The organism is Streptomyces sp. HSG2, from assembly GCF_016598575.1.
Classification (GTDB): Bacteria; Actinomycetota; Actinomycetes; order Streptomycetales; family Streptomycetaceae; genus Streptomyces.
Genome location: NZ_CP066801.1, coordinates 1240051 through 1267038, shown reverse-complemented (window position 1 = coordinate 1267038; position 26988 = coordinate 1240051). Strand labels below are relative to the sequence as shown.

22 protein-coding genes are annotated in these 26988 nt (G+C 71.6%); 11 read left to right on the top strand and 11 right to left on the bottom strand.

The features are described from left to right. Positions 1-12: 12 nt before the first annotated feature. The 6 genes from pruA to JEK78_RS05020 all read left to right on the top strand — a co-directional run bounded on the left by pruA (position 13) and on the right by JEK78_RS05020 (position 8019). The gene (gene pruA / locus JEK78_RS05040; protein ID WP_200262897.1) at positions 13-1653 is read left to right on the top strand and encodes an L-glutamate gamma-semialdehyde dehydrogenase; all 1641 of its coding nucleotides are present in this window, start codon (positions 13-15) and stop codon (positions 1651-1653) included. Positions 1654-2021: 368 nt separating this feature from the next. Beyond that, a complete protein-coding gene (locus JEK78_RS23650) occupies positions 2022-2153 on the top strand; it encodes a hypothetical protein (protein WP_277953061.1) in 132 nt (43 codons plus the stop codon). 80 nt (positions 2154-2233) lie between these two features. Then, positions 2234-3277: a 3-isopropylmalate dehydrogenase gene (locus tag JEK78_RS05035; RefSeq protein WP_200262896.1), complete on the top strand. Its 1044-nt coding sequence runs from the start codon at positions 2234-2236 to the stop codon at positions 3275-3277. Between the two features lie 194 nt (positions 3278-3471). Further along, positions 3472-4560 carry a branched-chain amino acid aminotransferase gene (locus JEK78_RS05030; RefSeq protein ID WP_200262895.1) on the top strand — a complete coding sequence of 363 codons (1089 nt, stop codon included), beginning with the start codon at positions 3472-3474 and terminating at the stop codon, positions 4558-4560. Positions 4561-4981: 421 nt separating this feature from the next. Continuing rightward, positions 4982-6586 (top strand): citramalate synthase, encoded by a 1605-nt coding sequence (gene cimA, locus JEK78_RS05025; protein ID WP_200262894.1) that lies wholly within the window; start codon positions 4982-4984, stop codon positions 6584-6586. 80 nt (positions 6587-6666) lie between these two features. Next, positions 6667-8019, top strand: coding sequence for a hypothetical protein (locus tag JEK78_RS05020; RefSeq protein ID WP_200262893.1), 1353 nt, complete (start codon positions 6667-6669; stop codon positions 8017-8019). 48 nt (positions 8020-8067) lie between these two features. Here JEK78_RS05020 and JEK78_RS05015 read toward each other — a convergent pair whose 3' ends face one another. Further along, positions 8068-8631, bottom strand: a complete 564-nt coding sequence (locus JEK78_RS05015; RefSeq protein ID WP_200262892.1) for a YceI family protein — start codon at positions 8629-8631, stop codon at positions 8068-8070. Between the two features lie 164 nt (positions 8632-8795). Here JEK78_RS05015 and JEK78_RS05010 point away from each other — a divergent pair, with 164 nt between their 5' ends. Continuing rightward, entirely contained in the window at positions 8796-10100 is a 1305-nt protein-coding gene (locus JEK78_RS05010; RefSeq protein ID WP_200262890.1) for a glycosyltransferase, read from the top strand. A 10-nt stretch (positions 10101-10110) separates the two neighbouring features. On the opposite strand, the gene JEK78_RS05005 is transcribed toward JEK78_RS05010, so the two are convergent. Together JEK78_RS05005 and hpnR are read right to left on the bottom strand one after the other, a co-directional pair. Beyond that, complete coding sequence (locus JEK78_RS05005; protein ID WP_200262888.1) at positions 10111-10995, bottom strand: DMT family transporter; 885 nt, start codon at positions 10993-10995, stop codon at positions 10111-10113. A gap of 13 nt (positions 10996-11008) precedes the next feature. Then, positions 11009-12508 carry a hopanoid C-3 methylase HpnR gene (gene hpnR / locus JEK78_RS05000; protein ID WP_200262887.1) on the bottom strand — a complete coding sequence of 500 codons (1500 nt, stop codon included), beginning with the start codon at positions 12506-12508 and terminating at the stop codon, positions 11009-11011. Positions 12509-12772: 264 nt separating this feature from the next. Between hpnR and JEK78_RS04995 the strand changes: the two genes are divergently transcribed. The 3 genes from JEK78_RS04995 (at position 12773) to JEK78_RS04985 (ending at position 15622) form a co-directional block, all read left to right on the top strand. Beyond that, positions 12773-13528: an SDR family NAD(P)-dependent oxidoreductase gene (locus tag JEK78_RS04995; protein WP_242483362.1), complete on the top strand. Its 756-nt coding sequence runs from the start codon at positions 12773-12775 to the stop codon at positions 13526-13528. A gap of 247 nt (positions 13529-13775) precedes the next feature. Next, positions 13776-15359, top strand: a complete 1584-nt coding sequence (locus tag JEK78_RS04990) for an acyl-CoA carboxylase subunit beta (protein WP_200262886.1) — start codon at positions 13776-13778, stop codon at positions 15357-15359. A 65-nt stretch (positions 15360-15424) separates the two neighbouring features. Then, positions 15425-15622: an acyl-CoA carboxylase subunit epsilon gene (locus JEK78_RS04985; RefSeq protein WP_200262885.1), complete on the top strand. Its 198-nt coding sequence runs from the start codon at positions 15425-15427 to the stop codon at positions 15620-15622. Between the two features lie 82 nt (positions 15623-15704). On the opposite strand, the gene JEK78_RS04980 is transcribed toward JEK78_RS04985, so the two are convergent. The 8 genes from JEK78_RS04980 to JEK78_RS04945 form a co-directional block, all read right to left on the bottom strand. Then, a complete protein-coding gene (locus JEK78_RS04980; RefSeq protein WP_200262884.1) occupies positions 15705-16286 on the bottom strand; it encodes an ATP/GTP-binding protein in 582 nt (193 codons plus the stop codon). Continuing rightward, positions 16267-16839 (bottom strand): DUF742 domain-containing protein, encoded by a 573-nt coding sequence (locus JEK78_RS04975; RefSeq protein ID WP_200262883.1) that lies wholly within the window; start codon positions 16837-16839, stop codon positions 16267-16269. The genes JEK78_RS04980 and JEK78_RS04975 overlap by 20 nt, the downstream gene beginning before the upstream one ends. A gap of 95 nt (positions 16840-16934) precedes the next feature. Further along, positions 16935-17348: a roadblock/LC7 domain-containing protein gene (locus tag JEK78_RS04970; RefSeq protein ID WP_055421938.1), complete on the bottom strand. Its 414-nt coding sequence runs from the start codon at positions 17346-17348 to the stop codon at positions 16935-16937. A gap of 10 nt (positions 17349-17358) precedes the next feature. Next, the gene (locus JEK78_RS04965) at positions 17359-20610 is read right to left on the bottom strand and encodes a sensor histidine kinase (protein WP_200262882.1); all 3252 of its coding nucleotides are present in this window, start codon (positions 20608-20610) and stop codon (positions 17359-17361) included. A 414-nt stretch (positions 20611-21024) separates the two neighbouring features. Beyond that, on the bottom strand, positions 21025-21600 hold the full coding sequence (locus tag JEK78_RS04960; RefSeq protein ID WP_200262881.1) for an ATP/GTP-binding protein: 576 nt from the start codon (positions 21598-21600) through the stop codon (positions 21025-21027). Next, positions 21581-21979: a DUF742 domain-containing protein gene (locus JEK78_RS04955; RefSeq protein ID WP_200262880.1), complete on the bottom strand. Its 399-nt coding sequence runs from the start codon at positions 21977-21979 to the stop codon at positions 21581-21583. Before JEK78_RS04955 ends, JEK78_RS04960 begins: the two co-directional genes overlap by 20 nt. Before the next feature lie 107 nt (positions 21980-22086). Next, positions 22087-22500, bottom strand: a complete 414-nt coding sequence (locus JEK78_RS04950) for a roadblock/LC7 domain-containing protein (protein ID WP_200262879.1) — start codon at positions 22498-22500, stop codon at positions 22087-22089. A 9-nt stretch (positions 22501-22509) separates the two neighbouring features. Next, positions 22510-26166 (bottom strand): nitrate- and nitrite sensing domain-containing protein, encoded by a 3657-nt coding sequence (locus JEK78_RS04945; RefSeq protein ID WP_200262878.1) that lies wholly within the window; start codon positions 26164-26166, stop codon positions 22510-22512. A gap of 601 nt (positions 26167-26767) precedes the next feature. Between JEK78_RS04945 and JEK78_RS04940 the strand changes: the two genes are divergently transcribed. Next, positions 26768-26962, top strand: a complete 195-nt coding sequence (locus JEK78_RS04940) for a hypothetical protein (RefSeq protein WP_200262877.1) — start codon at positions 26768-26770, stop codon at positions 26960-26962. Positions 26963-26988: the final 26 nt, after the last annotated feature.

Sequence of the window (26988 nt, the reverse complement as noted above, 5' to 3'; positions counted from 1 at the left end):
GCAACGGATCCCATGGACGCTGTGACCCAGGTCCCCACCCCCGTCAACGAGCCGGTGCACGGCTACGCGCCCGGCTCCCCCGAGCGCGCCCGGCTGGAGGCCAGGCTTCGGGAGCTGGCCGAGCACCCGATCGACCTTCCCTGCACCATCGGCGGCGAGCGGCGCATGGGCGGCGGCGAGCGCGTCGACGTCGTGCAGCCGCACAACCACAAGGCGCGCCTGGGTACCTACGCCAACGCCACCAGGCAGGACGCCCAGGACGCCGTGGACGCGGCTCTGGCCGCCGCCCCGGCCTGGCGGGCCATGGCCTTCGACGACCGAGCCGCGATCATCCTGCGCGCCGCCGAGCTGCTGGCGGGACCGTGGCGCGAGACGCTGGCGGCCTCCACCATGCTGGGCCAGTCCAAGACGGCCCAGCAGGCGGAGATCGACACTCCCTGCGAACTGATCGACTTCTGGCGGTTCAACGTCTCCTACGCCCGTCGCATCCTGGCCGAGCAGCCACCGGCCAACTCGCCCGGCGTGTGGAACCGGTTGGACCACCGGCCGTTGGAGGGCTTCGTCTACGCGATCACCCCGTTCAACTTCACCGCCATCGCCGGCAACCTGCCCACCGCCCCGGCGCTGATGGGCAATGTCGTGGTCTGGAAGCCGTCGCCCACGCAGACCCACGCCGCCGTGCTGCTGATGCGGCTGTTGGAGGAGGCGGGGTTGCCCAAGGGCGTGATCAACCTTGTCACCGGTGACGGCGTCGAGGTGTCCGAGGTGGCCCTGACCCACCGTGACCTCGCGGGCATCCACTTCACCGGATCCACTCGGACCTTCCAGTACCTGTGGAAGACGGTGGGCGAGAACATCGACAAGTACCGCACCTACCCACGCCTGGTGGGCGAGACCGGCGGCAAGGACTTCCTGGTCGCCCATCCGTCGGCCGATCCGGCGGTGCTGAAGACCGCCCTGACCCGGGGGGCGTTCGAGTACCAGGGGCAGAAATGCAGCGCGACCTCGCGCGCCTACATCCCGGCCTCGCTGTGGAACTCCGGTTTCCGTGAGGAGTTCGCCGCCGAGGTCGACGGGCTCACCATGGGAGACGTCACCGATCTGTCGAACTTCATGGGCGCCCTGATCGACGAACGGGCCTTCGCCAAGAACCGGACGGCCATCGAGCGGGCCCGGGAGGACGAGACGTGTGCGATCGTCGCCGGCGGTTCGTACGACGACTCCGTCGGCTACTTCGTCCGTCCGACGGTCATCGAGTGCGCCGACCCGGAGAACGAGGTGTTCCGTACCGAGTACTTCGGCCCCGTGCTCGCCGTGCACGTCTACGACGACGCCGTGCCGGGGGCGTACGACGCGATGCTCACCCAGATGGAGTCCGTCTCCGACTACGCCCTCACCGGTTCCGTCATCGCGCGGGACCGCGCGGCGGCGGCGCACACCATGGAGAGGTTGCGCTACGCGGCGGGCAACTTCTACATCAACGACAAGTCGACCGGCGCCGTCGTCGGACAGCAGCCCTTCGGCGGCGGCCGGGCCTCGGGCACGGACGACAAGGCGGGCGCGCCGCAGAACCTGATGCGGTGGACGCTCACCCGGGCCGTCAAGGAGACGCTCGTCCCGCCGACCGACTACCGCTACCCGCACATGGGCTGAGGCTTCCGCCTCGCCGCCCCGGGCGGGCCCGGTCCCACGCGACCGGGCCCGCCCGTCGTGTCGGGGGGCGGATTCGGACCTCGGACCGTGCGCCGGGGTGGGATGGGTCGGAGCCGTGAGCCGCCGTTCCCGCCGGTCGGACGAGGTCCGGTGCGGTGCCGTCTCAGATAGTAGGAAGGCCGAGTAATCCTGGAGACAGACACGGGTCGCTGCCTTACTTTGGTGGGAGCCGAACGACTCGCTTGATCGAGCGAACGGCGGTTCCGAGTCGGGCTCCGCGCAGGCGATCCCTGCGGCCCGTGCACTCCCCGCCCCTTCCGGCGTCTCGCATCCCTCTGGCACCCCCCGTCCGTCGAAGGAGCCGCATCATGGCCGAGACGACCGCCCGCCGCCGTGCCCGTCACCTGACCCGTACGAGCGAGGTCGACCGCAAGAACGCCGCCGCCGCGCTTCAGCGCTCGCTGGATCGTCGGGACAACGGCGGAGCCACCGGGCACTGATCCCACCCAGGACCCCCGCGGCCCCGTCCGCATGGCGGACGCCGAATGTCATCACCTGGGACGAAGAGTAGGGTGCGGCCATGTCGCGCAACATCGATCTCGCAGTGATCCCGGGTGACGGCATCGGCCAGGAGGTCGTGGCCGAGGCTCTGAAGGTGCTCTCGGCCGTCCTCGCCGACGACGTGAAACTGGAGGCGACCGAATACGACTTCGGGGCCCGCCGCTACCACGCCACCGGCGAGACCCTCACCGAGGCCGACCTGGCGGCCCTGCGGCGTCACGACGTCCTGCTGCTCGGGGCGATCGGCGACCCGTCCGTGCCGTCGGGGGTGCTGGAACGCGGCTTCCTGCTCAAGCTGCGCTTCGCCTTCGACCACCACGTCAACCTCCGCCCCGCGAGGCTCCTGCCCGGTGTGGCCACTCCGCTGGCCGGTCAGCCCGAGATCGACTTCGTGGTCGTCCGTGAGGGCACGGAAGGCCCCTACACGGGGAACGGCGGCACGGTCCGCCGGGGCACCCCGTACGAAGTGGCCACCGAGGTCTCGGTGAACACCGCCTACGGGGTCGAGCGCGTGGTCCGGGACGCCTTCGACCGGGCCCGCTCGCGCCGCCGGAAGAAGCTCTCGCTGATCCACAAGAACAACGTGCTCGCCTTCGCGGGCCGGCTGTGGACCGACGTCTTCGAGCGAGTCGCCACCGAGTACCCGGATGTCACCACCGAGTACCTCCACATCGACGCCGCGACCATCTACATGGTCACCCAACCGGAGCGGTTCGACGTGATCGTCACCGACAACCTCTTCGGCGACATCGTCACCGATCTCGCCGCGGCGGTCTCGGGCGGCATCGGGGTCGCGGCCAGCGGGAACATCAACCCCTCCGGGGACTTCCCGTCCATGTTCGAGCCCGTGCACGGCTCGGCCCCCGACATCGCCGGCCAAGGCGTCGCCGACCCCACCGCGACGGTCCTTTCCGTCGCCCTGCTGCTGCGCCACCTCGGGTACGAGGCCGAGGCCGTGCGTGTGGAGGAGGCCGTGGCCGCGGACCTGTCGGGGCGTGCCGGGAGGCCCGCCCGTTCCACGCGCGACATCGGGGACGCCCTCGCCGCGGCCGTGGCCGGCTGACACGGCGGGCGTCGGCCGACGCCTCGGCGTCGGGACACCTCTCGCCCACCCCGCTTCACGGGTGGAGGGCCACGCGCGATAATCGGACACAAAGCCGCGACAAGAGGAAATGCTCGGACGTCCTCGTACTGGCCCGCCGGCCGTGCGGGCGTGACCGCGGCCCGTCACGACGACCCGCGAAGGACATCACATCCATGACGACGCCCACGATCGTGCTCAAGCCCTCCGCTCACCCGCGTTCGGACGCCGAGCGGCGCGAGATCCTGGCCGAGCCCGGGTTCGGCCGGCACTTCACCGACCACATGGTGACGATCAAGTGGAGCGAGGGGCGCGGGTGGCATGACGGCGAACTCGTCCCCTACGGGCCGCTCGCCCTCGACCCGGCCACCATGGTCCTGCACTACGCGCAGGAGATCTTCGAGGGGCTGAAGGCCTACCGTCGGCCCGACGGGTCCGTCGCGACTTTCCGTCCGGAGCGCAACGCCCGGCGGTTCCGGTCGTCCGCGCGCAGGCTCGGCATGCCCGAGCTGCCGGTGGAGACGTTCGTCGAGGCGTGTGACGTCCTGGTGCGTCAGGACAGGGCCTGGGTGCCCGACCACGGAGGGGAGGGCTCCCTCTACCTGCGCCCGTTCATGATCGCCTCCGAGGTGGGCCTCGGGGTCCGGCCCGCCTCCGAGTACCTCTTCCTGGTCATCGCCTCGCCCGCGGGTTCCTACTTCCCGAGCGGGGTCAAGCCGGTGTCGATCTGGGTCTCCGAGGACCGGGTCCGTGCCGTGCCCGGAGGCATGGGAGACGCCAAGACCGGCGGCAACTACGCGGCGTCGCTGCGCGCCCAGGCCGAGGCCGCGGCGGAGGGCTGCGACCAGGTCTGCTACCTCGACGCGGCGGAGCGCCGCTGGGTCGAGGAGCTCGGCGGGATGAACCTGTACTTCGTGTACGGGGACCGGATCGTCACCCCCTCGCTCACCGGCTCGTTCCTGGAGGGCGTCACCCGTGACTCGCTGCTCACGGTGGCCCGGGACCTCGGCTACGAGGCGGAGGAGGACCGGATCGCCCTCGATCAGTGGCAGCGGGACGGCGAGAGCGGCGCCCTCACGGAGGTCTTCGCCTGCGGCACCGCCGCGGTGATCACCCCGGTGGGCACCGTGAAGCGGACGGGCGCGGAGTGGCGGCACAGTGGCGGAGAGCCGGGCCCGGTCACCATGCGGCTGCGCCGGGCCCTGCTCGACATCCAGCGGGGCGCCGCGGAGGACCGGCACGGCTGGATGCACCGGGTCCTCTGACCACACCTCGCCCCCAGGGGGCGCGCCCACCTCGGTGCCCGGCCGGACCCGGACGGGCACCGAGGTGGGCGTACGCGGCCCGGCCGGCGTCGGGCAGAGGGGTCGGGCCGGAGCGGCCTCGGTGCTCGGCCCACATGTTGAGACAAGTCCGGCATCGGGCGTGAACTGTGGTTGACTCATGGCGTGCTCTCGTTCGCCACGATGATTGGCAGCAGGCGCGCCGGTCCGTAGTGACCGCCCCGTACGACCCGGTACGGGCGGCCACCGTCGTCCCAGACCCGCGCGCAGACCTCTCGCACCCGCGAGGGGTTTTTTCGTTTTCCGGCCCACCGACAGTCGGCGAGCGGAGCGCGAGAGGTCACGGACCGAGGCGGAATCGGCTAATCCGGAAATTCGCACCTCTCACAGGAGCCCTCGACCCATGACCGCACCCCGTGCTCTCGACGACGCGTTCCACGTCTTCGACACCACCCTGCGCGACGGCGCGCAGCGCGAAGGCGTCAACCTCACGGTGGCGGACAAGTTGGCCATCGCCCGCCACCTCGACGACTTCGGCGTGGGGTTCGTCGAGGGCGGTTGGCCCGGCGCCAACCCTCGTGACACCGAGTTCTTCGCCCGGGCCCGGCGGGAGATCACGTTCCGCCACGCCCGGCTTGTCGCCTTCGGAGCCACCCGCCGCGCCGGAACCACCGCCGCCGAGGACGCGCAGGTCGAGGCGCTCCTGCGATCCGAGGCCCCGGTGGTCACGCTGGTGGCCAAGGCTCACGTCCGTCACGTCGAGGTGGCCCTGCGCACCACCCCGGAGGAGAACCTGGAGATGGTCCGCGACACGGTCCGGCATCTCACCTCGCGAGGCCGAAGGGTCTTCGTCGACTGCGAGCACTTCTTCGACGGATATCGCGCCGACCCCGAGTACGCCAAAGAGGTCGTTCGCGCGGCGGCCGGTGCGGGCGCCGATGTCGTGGTGCTGTGCGACACCAATGGGGGGATGCTGCCGGCGCAGGTACGGGCGGTGGTCGCCACAGTGCTGGCCGACACCGGCGCCCGGCTCGGCGTCCACGCCCAGGACGACGCCGGGTGTGCCGTCGCCAACACCCTCGCCGCCGTCGACGCGGGCGCCACGCACGTCCAGTGCACGGCCAACGGCTACGGGGAACGCGTCGGGAACGCCGATCTCTTCCCGGTCGTCGCGGCGCTGGAGCTGAAGTACGGCAAGCGCGTGCTGCCCGAGGGGCGGTTGCGGGAGGCGACACGGATCTCGCACGCCATCGCCGAGATCGCCAACTTCACCCCGCCCACCCACCAGCCCTACGTCGGCGTGTCCGCGTTCGCGCACAAGGCCGGACTGCACGCCTCCGCCATCAAGGTGGACCCCGACCTGTACCAGCACATCGACCCCGAGCGGGTCGGCAACACGATGCGGACGTTGGTGTCCGACATGGCCGGGCGCGCCTCCGTCGAGCTCAAGGGGCGGGAACTCGGCATCGACCTGGGCGATGACCGGGAGTTGGTGGGCCGGGTGGTCGCCCGGGTCAAGGAGAGGGAGTCGGCCGGCTACACCTACGAAGCCGCCGACGCCAGCTTCGAGCTGCTGCTGCGGGCCGAGGTGGCGGGCGGCCCGCTCCGGTACTTCCGCACCGAGTCCTGGCGGGCCATCGCCGAGGACAGGCCCGACGGCAGCCACGCCAACGAGGCCACGGTCAAGCTGTGGGCCAAGGGCGAGAGGATCGTCGCCACGGCCGAGGGCAACGGTCCGGTCAACGCCCTGGACCGGGCCCTCAGGGTCGCGCTGGAGCGGATCCATCCCGAACTGGTCCGGCTGGACCTGGTCGACTACAAGGTCCGCATCCTGGAGGGTCGGCACGGAACCCAGTCCACCACCCGCGTGTTGATCACGACCTCCGACGGCGAGGCGGAGTGGTCGACGGTGGGGGTCGCCGACAACGTGATCGCCGCTTCCTGGCAGGCGTTGGAGGACGCCTACACCTACGGCCTGCTCCGTGCGGGGGTCGTCCCCACCGGCTGAGGCCCGGTGGCCGCCGCCCGGCGGCTCGTCGGTCCCCCCTGGGATCTCCGCTTTCTTCGCTGTTCGGGTACTTTCGAACTATGAAGGTCACGTGGAAACGGCTTCTGATCCGCTTCGTCGTCGTTCCGGCCGTCGCCGCCTTGGCGATGCTGGCGGTCGGCGCCACCGGGGCCTACGCCGCCACCGATCTCTCCGAGGTCGGCCAGGCCCTGCGCGAGAGCCCCGTGTACGTGGACCCGGACGCCTCCGACGTGCTCTCCTCGACGGACGCCGACGCGCTCGCGGAGAAGATCGAGACCGCCGACGAGCCGATCTTCGTCGTGGTCCTCCCCGGGGACTATCCGACCGAGGACCTCTTCCGGAACCTGAGCACCGAGACCGGCGTCACCGGGCTCTACGGCGTCCGACTGGGAGACCGGTTCGACGCCCGGGCGGACTCCGGCGTCCTCGGAACCGACGGCGTGCGGAACCTGGTCGCCGCGGCACAGGGGACCGGCGACGCCGACGCTCAGCTCAACGGTTTCGTCGACAACGCCCTCCGCGGCGACCTGGGAGGGTCGGGCCCGAGCGGTTGGGGCGGAGGCTCCGCGGCCGATGGCACGCCGGTCGCCGGACTGATCACCACGGGTGCGTTCCTGGCCGCCGGGGCCGTCGGGGTCTACGCGGTCGTGCGCCGCAACCGGCGGCGACACGAGGAGGCGCGGCGCGAGGCGCTCGAGAGGCTGCGGGTGGTCGTCGACGAGGACATCACGGCGTTCGGCGAGGAACTGGACCGCCTCGACTTCCACCCCGCGGAGCCAGGTGCCGACGACGCCCGGCGGGCCGACTACGCGCGGTCGCTGGACGCGTACGAACAGGCCAAGAGGGCCATGGCCCGCGCGGGCCGTCCCGAGGACGTGCGCACGGTGACGGAGGAACTGGAGGAGGGGCGTTTCGCCTTGGCGCGACTCGCCGCGCGCCGCCAGGGGCGAGCGCTCCCCGAGCGTCGGCCGCCCTGCTTCTTCGACCCGCGGCACGGCCCCTCGGACGCGGACATCGAGTGGACGCCCGCCGGCGGGGCCCCGCGCCAGGTCCCGGTCTGCGCGGCCGACCGGGCACGCCTCGCCGATGGACTCGACCCCATGGTCCGGGAGGTGGACACCGAGTCCGGACGGCGCCCCTACTGGGAGGCCGGTCCCGCCTACGGCCCCTGGGTCGGTGGGTACTTCGGCGGCGGTATTCTGCCCGGCCTTCTGCTGGGCACCATGCTCGGGAGCATGATGGCGAGCCCCGCCTACGCCGCCGACTACGGCTCCGGGTACGGCGACTTCGGGGACTACGAGGGCGGCGACGTCTCCGGCGCCGACTTCGGCTCCGACGACTTCGGGGGCGGTTTCGGAGGCGGCGACTTCGGGGGCGGTGGTTTCGGGGGCGGCGACTTCGGCGGCTTCTGAGACCCGCCGTAAGCCCCTTCCAAGGTCCCCGGCGTCCCCGCTCCGACTTCAGGTTTTCTTGATCGCCGACACGTCCAGGCGCAGCCGAATCCGGTCGGACACCAGGACCCCACCCGTCTCCAGGGCCGCGTTCCAGGTCAGTCCCCACTCCGAGCGAAGCAGCTCGGCCCGGCCCTCGAAGCCGACCCGCTCGTTGCCGAAGGGATCCCTGGCGGCGCCGTTGAACTCCAGATCGACGATGATCGGTCGGGTCCTGCCCAGGATCGTCAGGTCGCCGGTGACACGGTAGTCCTCGCCGCCCAGCGCCTCCGCCGAGGTGGACCGGAAGGTCATCACGGGGAACTCCTCCGTCCGGAAGAAGTCCGCGCTGCGCAGGTGCCCGTCACGTTCGGCGTTGCCGGTGTCGATGCTGTCCATCACCACGTCCAGGGAGGCACCGGACCGCGTCGGGTCGGCACCGTCGAGCCGCAGGACGCCGCTGAACTCGCGGAACTCGCCCTTGACATTGGTGACCATGGCGTGGCGTGCCAGGAACCCGATCGTGGTGTGCGCCGGGTCGAGGGTGTACTCGCCGGTGAGGGCGGTCGGATCGGTTCCGGCGGACGTGTTCACGGTGACCTCCTGTGGTGCTCGGGCGGGTGTGCTCGCGCCGCGACCCGACCCGGACGCCCTCACACCGCGCCGAGGGTCGAGTCCCGGGCTCGTCCGGACGCGATTCCCGGGCCCACGCGCGTGAAGACGTGGTTGGGCCGCCCGGCGGGTGGTACCCGCCGGTGGTGTCCTCGATCGCCATCCTGGTCGAGCTGGCGCGCGTCGGCACGTCAGGCGGCCACATCAAGTGCTGGGAGCGCTTCGCCGAGAGCGCGGCCCGGCTCACGGGGCACGTCGACGGCGTTCCCGGCGGTCGACCGCCCGACCTGACCGTCTACTTCCTCGGAGACCGGGAACGCGTGGAGACTCTCGCCCCCCACGTGCGCTTCGTGATGCTGCGGCCCGTGTTGGGCAGCGGGGCGCTGACGTCGGCGGTCGGGGCGGAGGACGTCACCGATCTGGCTCCCTACCATCCCCGCCTGGCCGCCTTGCTCCCACGCCACGACGTCTGGCACCTCACCCACGGCTTCGCGTACGCGACCACCGCCGCCCATCTGGCCGGACGAGTGCCGCACCGCCCGCGGCTGGTGGCCTCGGTGCACACCGACGTGCCCGCGCTGATCGGCGTCTACACCCGCTACCTGGCCGAACGCCGTCTCCCGGCCGGTGAGCGGGCGCCGGTACGGACCCTCGCGGGCCTCACCGCTCGGCACGCCGAGCAGTGGATGCGACGACGACGCGACCGACTGCTGCGCGGCTGCGACCTGGTGTTGTCTCCGACCGCGGCCGGCCGCGCGGAACTCGCGGGGGACCTGGGGGCCGATCGGGTGCGTCCCCTGCGCCGCGGACTGGACCACGAGCGGTTCCGACCCCGGCCGGGGGCCCGCGACAGACTGGTCCGGGAGCACGGCGTCCCCGCCGACCGACCCCTGGTCGTGTTCGCCGGACGACTCGACGACTCCAAGGGGTTGCCACTGCTCACCGACAGCCTCCGGTTGCTGCGCGGTCGAGGCCGGCGCGCCCACCTGGTGCTCGCGGGCGCGGGGGCGGAGGAGGACGCCGTGCGCGCGACGCTCGGTTCCGACGCGACGCTGCTCGGGCCGCTGCCGCAGGAGCGTCTTGCCGAAGTCTACGCGGGGTGCGACGTCTTCGCGTTCCCCTCCCGTACCGAGACCGTGGGCAACGTCGTCGCCGAGGCGATGGCCAGTGGCCTCGCGGTCGTCCTCCCCGACGGCGCCGCCACCACAGGTTGGCTGGCCGAACCGGGGACGGACGGCATCGTCGTGGGACGGGACGACGCCGAGGACTGGGCGGACGCCCTGTGCGGCCTGGTCGACCACCCACGGCGGCTCGCCGCGGTCCGTCGAGCCGCCGCCACGACCTCCCAGGAGCGACACCCCTCCTGGGATCGCGTGCTCGCCGAGGACCTCCTCCCCGCCTGGTTCCCCGCGGCGGCGTCCGGAGCCCCGCGCGCTCCTCGGGCAGCGTGAGCGCCGACGCTCAGGCGCGCCTCGCGCGGGCCCGTTGGTCACCGTGCAGGGCAGCTACCAGTGGGGAGGAGTCGAGTGCGGCGATGCCCGCAACCACGAGCACCAGGCCGGCGACGGTCACCGCCGTCACCGGCCAACCGCCGCGCACCGCCTCGCCGAACACCAGGACCCCCACGGTGACGGCCACCACGGGCTCGGTGGCGTCGATGACGGTCAGGCTCGCGGCGAGCGGGCCCTGCTGGAAGGCGCTCTGGATCAAGAGCAGGCCGCCCACGCTGGCGAGGACCAGGGCATAGGTCTGCCAGGCGGCCAGTGTCGCGACCAGGCCGCGCTCCAGGTGCTCGACCGTGGCCGCCAGGAGGACCGACTGGGTTCCCATCAGGGCACCCGCCGCCAGCGCCACCGCCGAGGCGCGCCACGGCCCCGAGGGCAGCGAGCGGGCCAGCGTCAGGGCCGACGCCACCAGCGCGATCGTCGCCCCGACCACCAGCACCCAGGCCGACAGGGAGGCGGTCGCGTTCCCGCCCCGGGGGCGGGCCGAGAACAGGGCCAAGGCCAAGCCGCAGGCCACGGCGAGGGTGCCGAACCACTCCCGGGCCCCGAGGCGCGTCCGGTGAAGGTGGGCCGACAGCGGCACCGCGAAGAGGAGCTCTGTCACGATCAGCGGTTGCACCAGGCTCAGCGGCCCGAAGGCCAGCGCGAGGGACTGGAAGCCGTACGCGAGGACGGCCAGACCGATGCCCCGCAGCCAGAGTCGGTCGCCGAGCAGGTGCTTCAACAACCGGGGGGACAGCGCCTCCTCGTCGGGACGGGCTCCGGCCGCCCGCTGCTGCAGCACACCGGCCACGGCGAAGCACAGGCCGGCGGCGAGCGACGCGAGCACGGCGACGGTCATCGGGGTCGCGCGCTCACTCGTCCGCTCCTTGCCGCCGGTGTCCTCGCGAATCCGCCCGATCGTGGATGTACAGCCGACGGCGGTCGCCCACGTCGACCCGCTGGGGTAGCGGCAACTCGTAGCGGACGGGCATCGCGTGGTCGGCGATCTGCCGGCGCGGGTTGTAGACCCGGTTGAACTTCCAGAGCATCCGGGCGAAGTTGGTCTGGCCGTGCAGCAGGTTGCGGCCGAGTACGCGCGCCGCCCCGAACGCCGTGCGCATCCCCAGGTGTTTCCGGTTGATCACCGCCTGGGTCCGGACCAGCTCCTCGTAGAAGTGTTCGAGAGGCAACGTCGTCGGGACCACGGCGTGCTGGATGTCGAAGAGCCGGTAGTCCCGCGTGGTGAGCCGACGCGACTCGGTGTGCCAGATCTCCGTTCCGGGGTACGGCGTCATCACCGTGAAGTGCACGATCTCCGGCACGGACAGGGCGAACTCGCGCACGACACGGAACCGTTCCTCGTCCCACGCCGGATCCACGATCAGGTTGATGGCCACCTGGATGCCGATCCGTCGGGCGGTCTCCAGGGCCCGGAAGTTCTCGTCCGGGCTGATCCTCTTGCGGAAGAGGTCGAGCCCTTCGGCGTCGATGGCCTCCATCCCGAGGAACATGTAGCGCAGCCCCAGCCGGGACCATCGCTCGAACACCTCCGGGTGGCGCAACAGCACGTCGCTGCGGGTCTCCAGGTAGTACCGCTTCCGGATGCCGCGCCGCTCGACCTCGGCGGCGATGGCGTCGCCGTGCTCGGGTCGGATGAAGGCGACGTCGTCCACGATGAACACGTTCGGCTCCCGGATCCGCGCGAGGTCCTCGGCCGCCGCCTCGGCCGACGCCTTGCGGTAGCTGCGGCCGTAGAACGTCCAAGCGGAGCAGAACGAACAGTCCCAGGGGCAGCCCCGGGTGAACTCGATCGAGGCGCACGGATCCAGCTCGCCGATGAAGTACCTGCGTCGGTTGCGCATCAGGTCCCGGGCCGGAAGCGGGTCGTCGATGCTGTGCAGCATGATCGGTCCGGGCCCCCGGCCGGACGGTGTCACGATGCCCGGCACCCCCTCCACGCCCCCCTCCCGCACCGCTCTGAGCAGCGGGGCCATCACCGGCTCCCCCTCGCCCCGCACCACCGCGTCCACCGAGCCGGCGGCCTGTTCGAGCACTTCCTCGGCGACGAACGAGACGCTGTGGCCGCCGAGGAAGACGAAGCAGTCGGGCAGTTCCCGCTTGACCGCCCGGGCCAGGGTGATGGCCTCGGGGATGTTGGCGAGGTAGTTCAGGGAGACGCCCAGAGCCTCGGGTCGGAACGAGCGCACCTCGGAGCGGAGCCGGTCCGTGCCCAACACCTGCAAGTCCACCACGCGCACCTCGTGGCCCGCGTCCCGGGCCGCCCCCGCCACCCGTTCGAGGCCCAGGGGTTCGAGTCGCAGGAAGATCTCCGAGTACATCAGGGCGCTGGGGTGGACGAGCAGCACACGCATGGGTCACCTCGGCACGGATCGGTGGCGATCCGGAGCGGAGAGAACCGGAACGCGCGGGGTACCTCCCTACGTATCCCGCCACCGCCGGGCACGCACCGGCCGTACCGCCGGCTGGCGCACCCGCCGGACCCCCAGGGTGGAGTCGGCGCGCCGGCCGGCCGCCGGTGTGATTGGCTCCTGACAGCCGAGCACCGCCGCCCGGGAGACCGCCCTGTGAGCCAGACAGCCCCGCTCTCCACCGCCTCGTCCGCGTCGTTCCGCCACATCGATCCGACGGACCGACCGGTGGCCCTCGTCACCGGCGCCTCCTCCGGAATCGGCGCCGCCACCGCGCGTCGCCTCGCCGCGGAGGGGTGGCGGACGCTGCTCAGCGGTCGCGACCCGGCACGGTTGGCGGGGACCGCGGCCGGCACGTCGGGGCTGGCCCTGCCTGTCGATCTCGCGGCCCCCGAGGGGCCTCGTCGCCTGGCCCGGTCCGCGCTCGCGGCCGAGGGGCGGATCGACCTGCTGGTCGCCGGCGCGGGCGTCGGCTGGGCAGGACGATTCACCGAGATGCCGCCGGCGGCCTTGGAGGAGGTGCTCGACGTCAACCTGGGTGCGACGCTCCGCCTGGTGCGTGAGGTACTGCCCGCGATGGTGGCCGCCGGACGGGGGCGCCTGGTGCTGGTGGGTTCCGTCGCCGGCGTGGTCGGCGTGCGCGAGGAGGCCGTGTACTCGGCCAGCAAAGCCGGGATCGCGGCGTTCGCCGAGGCGCTGCGCCAGGAGCTGCGGGGGAGCGGGGTGGGCGTGACGCACGTGGTGCCCGGTCCGGTGGCCACCGCGTTCTTCGACCGCCGGGGCACGCCCTACCAACGTTCCCACCCCCGACCGACGCCGCCCGACCGGGTCGCGGACGCCGTCTGGCGGGCGGTGCTGCAGGGGCGGGACGACGTCCACGTCCCCGGCTGGGTGGCGCTGCCGGCCCGGGTCCGAGGCGTCGCGCCGGCCCTGTATCGTCGGCTGCTGCACCGCTTCGGGTGAGTGCGGGGCAGGGGCCGGGTGCGCGTGTCGCATCGGGCCGTCGCTCGGTCGGTCGAGCGCGCCGCCGCCGGTCGGGCCACGGAGGAGAGTGGCCTCCTTTGTCTTATTCCCACAACGCCGACGGGTGCGGGGCAGTCGAGAAGGCTGCATGTCACGCCGGTTCTGTCCAAGGGGACCAGGAAAACCCGTCGGAGACTGTACGGAGTGGACGGCTGGCAATTCTTGGTCGACTTCGTAAGGTCGCTACATGACCGTTTTGGATGAGGTGCCGAGCGAGCCTTCGGATGCGCGGGGGCGGGTGGCCGAACTGCACGGGATCCGTGCGCAGGCGCTGGCGGGACCGAGCGAGAGGGCGACGCAGGCGCAGCATGCCAAAGGCAAGCTGACCGCGCGCGAGCGGATCGAGCTGCTCGTCGACGCCGGCTCCTTCCGCGAGGTGGAGCAGCTGCGTCGGCATCGGGCGACGGGTTTCGGCCTGGAACAGAAGAAGCCCTACACGGACGGCGTGGTCACCGGATGGGGCACGGTGGAGGGCCGCACCGTCTTCGTCTACGCCCACGACTTCCGGATCTTCGGCGGCGCCCTGGGCGAGGCTCACGCCACCAAGATCCACAAGATCATGGACATGGCCATCGCCGCGGGCGCTCCGCTGGTCTCCCTCAACGACGGCGCCGGCGCCCGGATCCAGGAGGGCGTCAGCGCCCTGGCGGGCTACGGCGGCATCTTCCAGCGCAACACCCGGGCCAGCGGTGTCATCCCGCAGATCAGCGTGATGCTGGGGCCGTGCGCGGGCGGGGCCGCCTACAGCCCGGCCCTGACGGACTTCGTCTTCATGGTCCGCGACACCTCGCAGATGTTCATCACCGGGCCCGACGTGGTCAAGGCGGTCACCGGTGAGGAGATCACCCAGAACGGGCTGGGCGGCGCCGACGTGCACGCGGAGACCTCCGGGGTCTGCCACTTCGCCTACGACGACGAGGAGACCTGCCTCGCCGAGGTCCGATACCTTCTGTCGCTGCTGCCGCAGAACAACCGTGAGAACCCGCCGGCGGCACCGTCGAACGACCCTGTCGACCGCCGTTCGGACACCCTGCTCGATCTGGTCCCCGCGGACGGCAACCGACCCTACGACATGACCAAGGTCATCGAGGAGATCGTCGACGACGGCGAGTTCCTGGAGGTCCACGAGCGCTGGGCGCGCAACGTGGTGTGCGCCCTGGCACGACTCGACGGGCGGGTCGTGGGCATCGTCGCCAACCAGCCGCAGACGCTGGCGGGCGTGCTGGACATCGAGGCCAGTGAGAAGGCCGCCCGCTTCGTTCAGATGTGCGATGCCTTCAACATCCCCATCGTCACCTTCCTCGACGTGCCGGGTTTCCTCCCGGGCGTCGACCAGGAGCACGGCGGGATCATCCGACACGGCGCGAAGCTGCTCTACGCCTACTGCAACGCCACCGTGCCGCGGATCTCGCTGATCCTGCGCAAGGCCTACGGCGGTGCCTACATCGTCATGGACAGCCAGTCGATCGGGGCCGACCTGACCTACGCCTGGCCGACCAACGAGATCGCCGTGATGGGCGCGGAGGGCGCCGCGAACGTCATCTTCCGGCGGCAGATCGCCGAGGCCGAGGACCCCGACGAGATGCGCCAGACCATGGTCAAGGAGTACCGGGCCGAGTTGATGCATCCGTACTACGCGGCCGAGCGCGGCCTCGTGGACGATGTGATCGATCCGGCCGAGACGCGAGAAGTGCTCGTCTCCTCGCTGGCGATGCTCCAGGACAAGCACGCCGACCTGCCCTCGCGCAAGCACGGCAACCCCCCGCAGTAGCCACCCCGCCCCAGCCCCGCCGTGCGCGCGACACCCTCGCGGGGCCCTGTCCCACGGAGACCGACATGAAACTGCCCGACATCAGGGTCGAGAAGGGCCTCGCGGGCCCCGAGGAGGTCGCGGCCATCACCGCCGTGCTGTTGGCCCGCGCCGGGGCCGGCCCCGCCGAGCCGGCGGCGGTCCGTGCAGGCGGTCCGGTCCGCGCGGGTTGGCGACGCCTGGAGCGCGAACCGGGTTTCCGCGCCCCGCACAGCTGGCGCTGACGACGAAGAGCGGTGCCCCCGACCAGCGAGGGGCACCGCTCCTCTCGTCGACACGGCCGGCTGCCCGGCGCCCGGACACGCCCTAGCGCAGTCGTGCCATGAGGGCGTGTTCGACGAGGGTGATGAGGGCGGATTTGGCGTCGGCGCGGTGGCGGGCGTCGGTGGTGATGATGGGGGTGTCGGGGCCGATCTGGAGGGCTTCGCGGACTTCGTCGGGGGTGTAGGGCTGGTTTCCGTCGAAGCCGTTGAGGGCGATGACGAAGGGGAGCCCGGAGTTCTCGAAGTAGTCGACGGCGGGGAAGCAGTCGGCGAGGCGTCGGGTGTCGACGAGGACGACGGCGCCGATGGCGCCGCGGACGAGGTCGTCCCACATGAACCAGAAGCGGTCCTGTCCGGGGGTGCCGAACAGGTAGAGGATGAGGTCCTGGTCGAGTGTGATGCGGCCGAAGTCCATGGCGACCGTGGTGGTGGTCTTGTCCCCGGTGTGGGTGAGGTCGTCGATGCCTGCCGAGGCGGAGGTCATGACGGCCTCGGTGCGCAGCGGGTTGATCTCCGAGACGGCGCCGACGAACGTGGTCTTGCCCACGCCGAAGCCGCCCGCCACCACGATCTTCGCGGAGGTGGTGGAGCGGGAAGGACCGCCGCTAGAGCTTGCGAAGTCCACTGAGCACCCTTTCGAGCAGTGTCACGTCTGGCTGGCCGCCGGCGACCTCGTCGCCGCCGGGCTGATGGATGGCGACCAGGCCCGCCTCCGCCAAATCGGCGACGAGGATCCTGGCCACACCGAGAGGGATGGTCAGCAGCGCCGAGACCTCGGCCACCGACTTGATCTCCCGGCAGAGCTGGCAGATCCGCTGATGCTCGGGCAACTGGCCCTGCATCTGGTGCGGCTGCGCGATGGTGTGCACCAGCGCCTCCAAGGCGAGCTGGTACCGCGGCTTGGTACGCCCGCCCGTCATGGCGTACGGGCGTACCAAGGGACTGTGGGACGCCTCCGTCGGCGTCGGTTCGCCGTCGTGGCGCCGAGGCCACGCGACGTGGTCGTGCGGCGCCGGAGATCGGCCGTACGACACGGGGCCGCGCTCCGTGGGAGCCTGCGGCCGTCGGGGGCCGGGCGTGTGCGGGTGGCCGTACGGGGTCGTCGACCTGTCGTCCCGACCCCGGTCGGGGCCGTACGACCACGTCTCCGAGGACGGTCCGTCCGGGTATGTCGCCACGTTCTCCTCCTCCGACTGTGTCTGGCATCCAACACCGTGGAGCCGCGTCCCGAAAGCCTTCGGCCCGGGGGCGGACGAAACGCACCGCCCGCTCGTCAGTTGAGAAGGCTCCCCTGCAACTCGGCACGCAGGTCGGGCGTCAGGACCGTTCCGGCGCGATCGACCAGGAGGGCCATCTCGTACCCGATGAGACCGATGTCCGCCTCGGGGTGCGCGAGCACCGCCAACGAGGAGCCGTCGGAGATGGACATGATGAAGAGGAAACCCCGCTCCATCTCCACGACCGTCTGATTGACGCTGCCGCCCTCGAAGATGCGCGAGGCACCCGCGGTCAGCGAGGTCAGGCCGGAGGCGACCGCCGCGAGTTGATCGGCGCGGTCGCGCGGGAAGCCTTCGGACATCGCCAGAAGGAGTCCATCGGCGGAGACCACCACCGTGTGGGACACCCCCGGGGTGTTCTCCACGAAGTTGGTGATCAACCAGTTCAGGTTCTGTGCCGCCTGGCTCATCGGGCTCACACTAACGCTCCTGGTCGTAGGTGCTGTCAGGACCGAGGCCCTGGCCGTTCGTTTCACTGCCTGCGGTGCGGCCTCGTTGGACGCCGCGTCGCAGGTTGCTCAGCCTGCCCCGGACGTCCTCCGGGGCGCGGGAGACCTGAGGGCCTCCCTGGGAGGTGGTTTCGGCGGCGCCCTCGACCAGATTGGCCCTGGGCACCCGCCGAGGAAGGCCGGAGGAGGTCACCCCGCCCGCCTTCGGCTTCCTCAACGCCGACGCCTGTTGCCAGCGTTCGTCGTTCCCCGCCCGCGAGCCGTGTCCGGTGGTCGCCGCGGGGGCCGGTGGGACGGTGTCCACCCGCCGCGCGTCGCCCGCGCCGTTCGCGGGGGAACCGCGGCGCGGCAGTCCGGCGTCGGTCAGCGTGTGCCCGGCCGACTCCTCCGGCAGGGGACTCCCGAAGCCTACGCCGTTCGTGGCGCTCCCGTCAGCGGCCCGCGTCGACTCGGCCCCACCGGCGCCGGTGGCATACGCGCCCGCGGCGCCGGAGCCGTGGTCGGGGAAACCGACGAGGTCGTCCGGGTGTCGACCGGACGGAGGATGCCCCGGGGCGTCGAGTGTCGGCCGCGGGCCGGCGGGAGTCGGGGCGGGGCCCGCGGTCGGCGTCGTCGCATCGGGAGCGTGCCCCCACGACCCTTGCCCGTCCCGCTCGGCGAGGTGAGGCGGATGGCCGTGGGTCCCCGCGTCGTAGGACCGCTCCCCGTACGGATCCCGCGGGTACGTCCGCTCGCCGAAGGGCTGTTCCGGGTGGTCGGGGCGGCGCGCCCCGCCGTGGCCGGCCGGGTCCTCCCGGCCCGCCGACGCCGCGTACTGGTCGTCGGTCCGACCCGGCCGCTCGTCCAGGAACGGCGGGGACGTGAAACCCCCGCCGGGTGGCGTCGGGCCCGCGTCTCCCGCGACCGGGACGGCCGTCACGTCGGGCGGAGCCTGCCGGGGCGGCGGACCGACCCTCGGTGCGGAGGCGTCGGCGTCCCCGGGGGCGGGCGCGTAACGGCTGTCGTCGAAGCCCAGTTCGGCGGCGGTGCGCGTGGGCCGACCGAAGTCCTCGCCTCCGGCCACCTGCTCCGGGATCATCTGGGACACGGTGAACTCGTCGCCGTCCGCCCCTTCGCCACCCCCGCCGTGAGTGATCGCGTCGGGCAGCATCACCAGCGAGGTGGTGCCCGCCTGCTCTCCGGAGGGGCGCAGTTGAACGCGGATGTCGTGTCGCTCGGCCAGCCGACCCACCACGAAGAGTCCCATCCGCTGGGAGATGGTCGCGTCCACCGTCGGCGGGTTGGCGAGCCGGTGGTTGATGTCGGCGAAGTCCTCGGCGGTCAGCCCGATGCCCTTGTCGTGGATCTCGATCATCAGGCGGTCGTCGGGCAGCCGGGTCGCCGTGACCCTGACCTTGGTCTGCGGGGAGGAGAACGTGGTCGCGTTCTCCAGCAGTTCGGCGAGGAGATGGACCAGGTCGGTCACGGCCCGACCGTGGATGTCCGCCTCGGGGACACCCGACAGCTCGATTCGCTCGTACTGCTCCACCTCGGACGACGCCGCACGGAGGACGTCGACCAGTGGGACCGGTTGGTCCCAGCGGCGCCCGGGCTCCTGGCCGGCGAGGACCAGGAGGTTCTCGCCGTTGCGCCGCATCCTGGTGGCGAGGTGGTCCAGCTTGAAGAGGCTCTGCAACTGGTCCGGATCCGCTTCGCTGTTCTCCAGCTCCGTGATCAGGTTCAACTGCCCCTCGATGAGGGACTGGTTGCGTCGCGAGAGGTTGGTGAAGATCGCGTTGATGTTGCCCCGCAGCATGGCCTGCTCGGCTGCCAGTCGTACCGCCTCGCGGTGGACCCGGTCGAAGGCGCGGGCGACCTCGCCGATCTCGTCGGTGGATTCCACGGCGATCGGGGGGACCCGGGTGTCCACGCGACCCGGGTCGGTCCGGGACAACTGGTCGACCAGCAACGGCAGACGCTCCTCGGCGACGCCGAAGGCCGCGTTGCGCAGGCGCCGCATGGAACGGCTCATCTGCCGCGCCACCATCCCCGCGAGGACGAACGCCGCCAGGAGCGCGACCACGACCACGGCACCGGTGATGTAGGTGTCCCGCTCGGCGGCGTCGGCGATCCCGGATGCCTCGGACACCGCGCGGTCGGCCAGATCGGCCTCCAGGGCCCGATAGGCGTCAAAACGCAGGGTGGTGACGGCCCACCAGTTCTCCGGGGTGATGCCCTGGGCGGCCAAGGCGACCCGCTCGGCCTCGTCCGTGGACTCCAGGAGCGCGACCTCGGTCACCATCGTCGCCGGATTGGTCGGTGGGGGCACATAGTCCGGGTCGGCGGCCTCCGCCTCCTGGACCAGGGACACGCTGTCCTCCGCCAGCTTCGCCTGTGCCTCCTCCAGCCTCCGGGCGTCCTCCTCGGTGCCACCGCCCACGTACTCCTCGATCGCCACGCGCTCCAGGTAGGCGTACGAGGAGAGGGCGACACGCTGGGCGGCCAGATGACCCGGGTCGGGCCCCGGCTCGACGAGGAGCTGCGTGCCGATGGAGCGTTGCAGCGACAGGGCCGACTTGGTCAGCGACATGGCGTAGACCGTGCGGCCGTAGGAGGTGACGTTCCCCGTGCCGAGGCCCAGCTCGTTCGCGAACTCGGTCAGGGGGTGGGCGATCCGCAGGTAGCCCTCCTGCGTCTCGACGCCCTTGAGCTCGGAGGTGTAGGCGGCGGCGCGCAGGGACTCCAGCTTGGGTTCCTGCTCGCGAAGGAGTTGCAGCCGCCGCCGGAGGCCGGGCTGGTCGGGCATGTCCAGCACCTCCCGGTCGAAGACCTCGGCCGCCCGATCCGTGGCCGCGCGGGCCTCGCCGACCGCCGGATCGTCCGTGTCGCCTCGCAGCAGCGGCGCGGCGGAGACGTCACGCTCGATGTACAGGGCGTCGGCGTAGGTGAGAGCGGCGCGCACCAGTCGGGCGGTGTGCTCGGCGGCCTCGGCGTCCCGCCAGGTGTCGACCGACCCCTTCACCTGGAAGCCCCCCATGACGAGGGCTACCAGCGCGGGTATGAGCAGGATGGCGTTCAGCCGGGTGGCCACCCGCCAGTTGCGGGGGCCGAGTCGACGGCCCCGCGGAGGAGCGGGACGGTCCTCGGACGCGTCGTCGGGACCGGGGGCGGCCGTCGCCGCGCGCGACGGCGGGGTGAAGTTGCCCCGAGCCGAGGGCTCGGGTCCCTTCTTGCTTCGCCTCACTCGACCAACAACCTCTCGGCGGTCGGCACCTACCTCGTGCCGCGATGTCTCAGCCTCCCCTGCGCCCTCACGTACGAGCCGGCGTCGCAAACGTCTCGGCGCACGGGGCAGTTCTGGCATTCCAGCACGCCGACCAGGGCTCTTCCAAACAGTACGTCGGGGACCGGCGAGCCCGGCGCGGCATCGAAAAATCGGTCATACAGAGCGAGGGACGTCAAAAGGCGGGGGAATGTGAGCGCAGCGAGACCACATGTGCGCGACGCGTGTCTCCTGCCCGCGATTCCTCTGCCGAAACGTTATGAACGGGGAGGGCCGACCCTCGTCCCACGACGCGGTCGACCCTCCCCCGTCCACGGCAACTTCCGGCTGGCGCTCCACACTTGACTGCCAGACCCGTGCGGCCGTCCGCGAGGTTCAGCGGAGTCGTGCCATGAGGGCGTGTTCGACGAGGGTGATGAGGGCGGATTTGGCGTCGGCGCGGTGGCGGGCGTCGGTGGTGATGATGGGGGTGTCGGGGCCGATCTGGAGGGCTTCGCGGACTTCGTCGGGGGTGTAGGGCTGGTTTCCGTCGAAGCCGTTGAGGGCGATGACGAAGGGGAGCCCGGAGTTCTCGAAGTAGTCGACGGCGGGGAAGCAGTCGGCGAGGCGTCGGGTGTCGACGAGGACGACGGCGCCGATGGCGCCGCGGACGAGGTCGTCCCACATGAACCAGAAGCGGTCCTGTCCGGGGGTGCCGAACAGGTAGAGGATGAGGTCCTGGTCGAGTGTGATGCGGCCGAAGTCCATGGCGACCGTGGTGGTGGTCTTGTCCCCGGTGTGGGTGAGGTCGTCGATGCCTGCCGAGGCGGAGGTCATGACGGCCTCGGTGCGCAGCGGGTTGATCTCCGAGACGGCGCCGACGAACGTGGTCTTACCCACGCCGAAGCCGCCCGCCACCACGATCTTCGCGGAGGTGGTGGAGCGACCCCCGTCAGAGCTTGCGAAGTCCACTGAGCACCCTTTCGAGCAGAGTCACGTCCGGAGCGCCGCCGTTGCTCTCGTCGCCGCCCGGTTGGTGGATGGCGACGAGACCCGCCTCGGCGAGGTCCGCGACCAGGATCCTGGCGACACCGAGAGGCATCGCCAAGAGCGCCGAGACCTCGGCCACCGACTTCACCTCCCTGCAGAGATGGCAGATGCGCTGATGCTCCGGGAGCAGCCCCATGAGCGCCGCCGGGTCGGCCGTCGTGCTGATCAGCGCCTCGATGGCGAGTTGGTAGCGGGGCCGCGTCCGGCCGCCGGTCATCGCGTAGGGACGTACCAGCGGCTGGTCGCCCTCGTCCTCGTACGGTTCCGCGTACGGATCATGAGAGGCGGTGGGCGGGGTCATGGATCCTCCGGGCGGGACAGCAAGTCGGTCGGTCGTGCCGTCTAGCGGGGCCGGTGGGGGTCGTGGCGGCCGGACGGTGAGGGCTGGGACGAGTGGTGCCGGGTCGGTCAGTGAAGCAGACTGCCTTGCAGCTCGGCGCGCAGGTCCGGGGTGAGGACCGCGCCCGCGCGATCGACGAGGAGCGCCATCTCGTAGCCTACGAGGCCTATGTCGCACTCCGGGTGGGCGAGGACGGCCAGGGAGGAGCCGTCCGAGACGGACATCAGGAACAGGAAGCCACGCTCCATCTCGACGACCGTCTGGGCCACGGTGCCGCCCTCGAATATCCGGGACGCGCCGGCGGTCAGCGAGGTCAGCCCCGAGGCGACGGCCGCCAACTGGTCCGCTCGGTCCCTGGGGAACCCCTCGGACATCGCCAGGAGAAGTCCGTCGGCGGACACGACGACGGTGTGGGACACCCCCGGTGTGCTGTCCACGAAATTCGTGATCAACCAGTTCAGGTTCTGTGCCGCCTGGCTCATCGGGCTCAACTATCGCTCCTGCTGGTGAGTGGGCCGCGGGTTGGTGCCGGTCTGCTGGGGACCGGCCTGGCGACCCTGTGCGATACCGCGACGAAGGTTGGTCAGTCGGCCCCGCACATCGTCCGGCGCCCGGGAGACCTGTGGACCGCCGCCGCTCGCCTGCTGCTCCGCGGTGCCCGGCACGAGGTTCGCCCGGGGCACCCGGCGCGGCAGGCCGGAGGTGGTGACACCACCGGCCGAGGGCTGTCGGACCCGCTCCGCCTGCCGGACGAGATCGTCGTTGGGCGAACTGCGCCAGGAAGACGTCTGCGGCGCGCCGGACGGCGCGGAGGGCTCCTCCGGCGTCTCGGCCCGAGGCTCGGCCGGCGCGGGGTCGGTGCCCTGCGGTCGCGCCCGCCGTTCGCCGCGGAACCAGTTGGTCTCCAGCGTGTCGTACAGCGGGGTGCGTCCGTCTCCCGGACCGCTCGCCGGCGGCAGCCCCTCCGAGAGATCGGCGTCGGCGAGCCCGCCCGGGCTCCCGAGGCCCTGGTGGGTGCCGTTGTCGTAGGGCCGGGCCGCCTGGAACTCGCCGGTGGCGGCGTGATCGTAGGACGACGGACCCCGGGAGTCGACCGCCGCCGCGGACGCGCCGTGTGCGTCCTCGTGGCGGACGTCGCCCCGCTCCGGGGAGTGGGACGGGCTCTGGTGGCCGGGAGTGCCGAAGACGTCCGACCGGACGTAGTCGCCGCTCTCCCGTTCCCCGGTCGCCGCTCCCGGCCCCTCGGGCGCGCTCTCGGAGCCCGTGGAGCCGAACGTGGTTCCGGTGGCTGGTTGGTCGGTCTCGTGACGGGCGTGCCGGGCGGTGGAGCCGGCATCCGACGGCGTGCCGTACTCGGGCACGGCCGGCAACTCGGCCGTGGCGGCCGGGTCGAGGCGGTGTCGGGGCGGGCGGTGCGTGTCCTCGGGCTCCAGGTGGTCGCGCTGGGCGTCCGGCGAGACGTGTGGCTTCGTCGGTGGCGCGGCCTCGGCCCCCCAGTCGGGAACGCGCGGCTGCGGCACGCCGGCCGGCAGTTCGGCCGGTGGCCCGGCGGGTCCGACCGGCCGCCGACGGGCGTCCGGACCGCCCGCGTGGGCGGTGTCGCCTCCCTGGGCCTGGTCCCGCCCGCCGAAGGCGTCCGGGACCAGGGGGACCTGGGGCGTTCGGGGCCCCGCGCCCGGGTGGCTCTCGGGTGCCTCCAGAGGCCGGCCGAGCCCGTTGTCGGCGCTGGTCGGTCGTGGGGGCCGCTGGTCCCGCGGCGGTGCGGGAACGGTCGGAGATCGGTGGTCCGGTGCGCTTCCCGATGCGCCGCCGCTGCCGGGCAACGCAGGCCGGGGTCCCTGTCCGGCGCCGAGCGTGCCGGCGCCGGGTCGTCCCGGGCCGAGGGTGGGTCCGGCCTTGCCGCCACCGGCCGCGCGTCGGGCCGCGGCGGCGCCGGCCGCCGCCTGGGCGGCGGCCGGACCACCACCTGAACCGGGGTGCCCCGTCCTGGCCGGCGGCCTCTTCTCGCCCTGTGCGACGTCGACGGGCAGCATCACCAGAGCGGTGGTGCCCCCGGAGTCGGACGGACGCAACTGGATCCGGATGCCATGTCGTTGGGACAGGCGGCCGACCACGAAGAGGCCCATACGGCGGGAGACGGACACGTCCACGGTGGGCGGCGACGCCAGGCGTTCGTTGATCGCCGCGAGGTCCTCGGGGGAGAGGCCGATGCCGGTGTCGTGGATCTCGATCAGGACCCGGCCGTCGGGCAGCGCGTGTCCGGTGACCTTCACCTTGGTCTGCGGAGAAGAGAACGACGTGGCGTTCTCCAGCAGCTCGGCCAGCAGGTGCACGAGGTCGTTGACCACGCGGCCGGCCACCTGGGTGGTGGGCACCGAGGAGAGTTCGATCCGCTCGTACTGTTCCACCTCGGAGGCGGCGGCGCGGAGCACGTCGACCAGTGGCACGGGGCGGGTCCACCGGCGCCCCGGCTCCTCGCCCGCCAGGACCAGGAGGTTCTCGCCGTTGCGGCGCATGCGGGTGGCGAGGTGGTCGAGCTTGAACAGCGAGGACAGCTGGTCCGGGTCGGCCTCTCGCGACTCCAGCTCCGAGATCAGCGACAACTGACGCTGAATCAGGCCCTGGGAGCGGCGGGACAGGTTGGTGAACATGGCGTTGACGTTGCCCCGCAGCAGCGCCTGCTCGGCGGCGAGTCGGACGGCCTCGCGGTGCACGTCGTCGAACGCCGCGGCCACCCGACCGATCTCGTCGCGGGAGTGGACGCCGACGGACTCCACCGAGGTGTCGACGTCCTGGGGGTCGGACTCCGAGAGCTGCTTGACCAGTTCGGGAAGGCGGTCGGAGGCGACCCTCGTCGCGGTGTCCTCCAGCCGACGCAGCGAGCGAATCATGGAACGGGCCACGACGAAGGCGCCGACCAGGGATACGCCGAGCACGATCAGGATCAGCGCGCCGGAGATGATCGCCTCGCGTTCGGAGACGCTCCGCAGCTCGCGGGCCTTCTGCTCCATCTCCTGGAGCAGCGTGCTCTCGATGTTCGCCATTTGCTGGATCTTGGTCGAGCTTTCGTCGATCCAGTCCTGGTAGGAGCGCTTCTCCTGCGATTCCAAACCGCTGTCGTCGGCCAGCGCCCGGCTGGCGTACTGATCGGCGGCCTCGATGGTGGGGCTGCCCTGGGTGATGGGCTGGAGGAGGTCCTCGGCACCCGCCCCGTAGATGCCGGTGAAGCTGCGAATGTCCGAGCGCTGCCCCTGGAGTGCCGCCTCGGCGTAGAGCCGGTCGTTCTCCGAGAGCTCGCCGTACGTGCTGTTGTTGGCGGGCAAGGCCGCCGCGATCACCGCACGTTGGACGGAGGCGTACTCCTTGGCCGAGGAGAACGCGGCCAGGGCTCGGGTCCGCTGGATCATCTCCGGATTGCTGGTGGCCTCCGCCATGTCCTGCGAGAGGTCGAGCAGGTTGGTGATGAGACGGTGGTAGGCCTCGACGGTCTGGGTCGAGTTGCCCTCGGACTCGTAGGCGCCGGTCCGGATCCGGTTGAGGCCGTTGAGGTCGCGAGCCAGGCCCACGACGGTCTCGCGGACACCTTCCAGACGGCCGTCCTGCGCGGCCTCGTCGAGCGCGTCGGAGCCGGCGAGGAAGTTGTCCCGGGCCCGGTCGGTCTTCTCGCGGTCGCCCTCGATGATGGCCGCGCTGGCGCTCGAACCGTGGGCCAACGGGCCCGCCGACTGGTCCCGTTCCTCTTGGAGGGCCGCCGCGAGCTCGGTGGCCTGCTTGGTCATCTCCGTCAGCAGCTTCATGTTGTCGAGCTGCTGCATGTTCTCCATGGACTCGTTGATGCGCAGTGCGCCCAGCGAGGTGGCCGCGACCACGGGCAGCGCCAGGAGCGAGACGAGTCGGGTGGAGATGCGCCAGTTCCGAAGGGCTATTCGCGAACCGTGGCCGGTCGGGTCCTTCGACTTCTTCGCCGCCGACTTCCCGGGTGTCGGATCCTCCCCGTGCGCCGCCCCAGCGGGGCGCTCGTCGTCGGCGGGAGGAGCCTGAGTGTGGTTCCGGCCGTGCTGGGGCGAGGCATTGGCGGCCATCGGGCCGGTCCCGCCGTGCTCCGGATCCGCCGGAGCGTTGCCATCCCTCTTGAAACGTCCCTGCACTAGCGTCGCAACCTCTGGACCAGGCGCCCGCCGCTTCAGCGGCCGAGCACTATGTCGGCGTCGTGGGGCGCCCTGAACACGCCCCCTTGTTGATCGTGGGTGACCGGCGCTCGCTCCCCCCTCGTGTCCGCCACCCTCGGCGCTGCTCGGCGCCCCGTGCGCCGGCTCGATTCCGCGGCGGTCCGTGGAATTCCAGCACAGTGCCGGATCTCCAACAAGGCCCGTGGGCCACGCCACGACATCAGTGACCCCATGTGAGGAACGAGTCACCGGATGTAGACGCCGGTCATCCGTAAATCGGACGTACGTCCGCGATTCGGTGGCTCCCTCGTGGTGTCCCAGTCGGCATGATCGGGAGCGGAATGCGTGGTTCGATGGTCTCCCGTCCCTTTCGTCGAGCGTTGCCGTCGGCCTGAATTGACCGGTTTAGGGCTTGAGTGGTGAGGAAACTCACACCCGGAAGGAGGGGGTCCGCCTCAGTCGACGGGCATCCGCCTGTCTAGCCTGACGCCCTGAGCAGCGCCCCACCCGACGATTCGGCCCCCGCGACCCGCTCCGGCGCGCCACGGGGGCCAAGCACACGACGAGGTCTCCCGCAACCGTGAAGACGACGATGACGCTCCACCAGACCGCCAACCCTCGGCGCATCACGCTGGCCCATCTGGACGACGCCGCCGGCATGTGGACCCCGGAGAGGCCGGAGCACAGCCTGGACCTGCCCGAGCGGACCGCCAACCCCCGGCGGACCGTCCTCATGGAGCTCCCGCCCGAGACCCTCGCCGTCGCGGACCGGTAGAGGCGCGAGGCCCGCGCGCCGTCCGC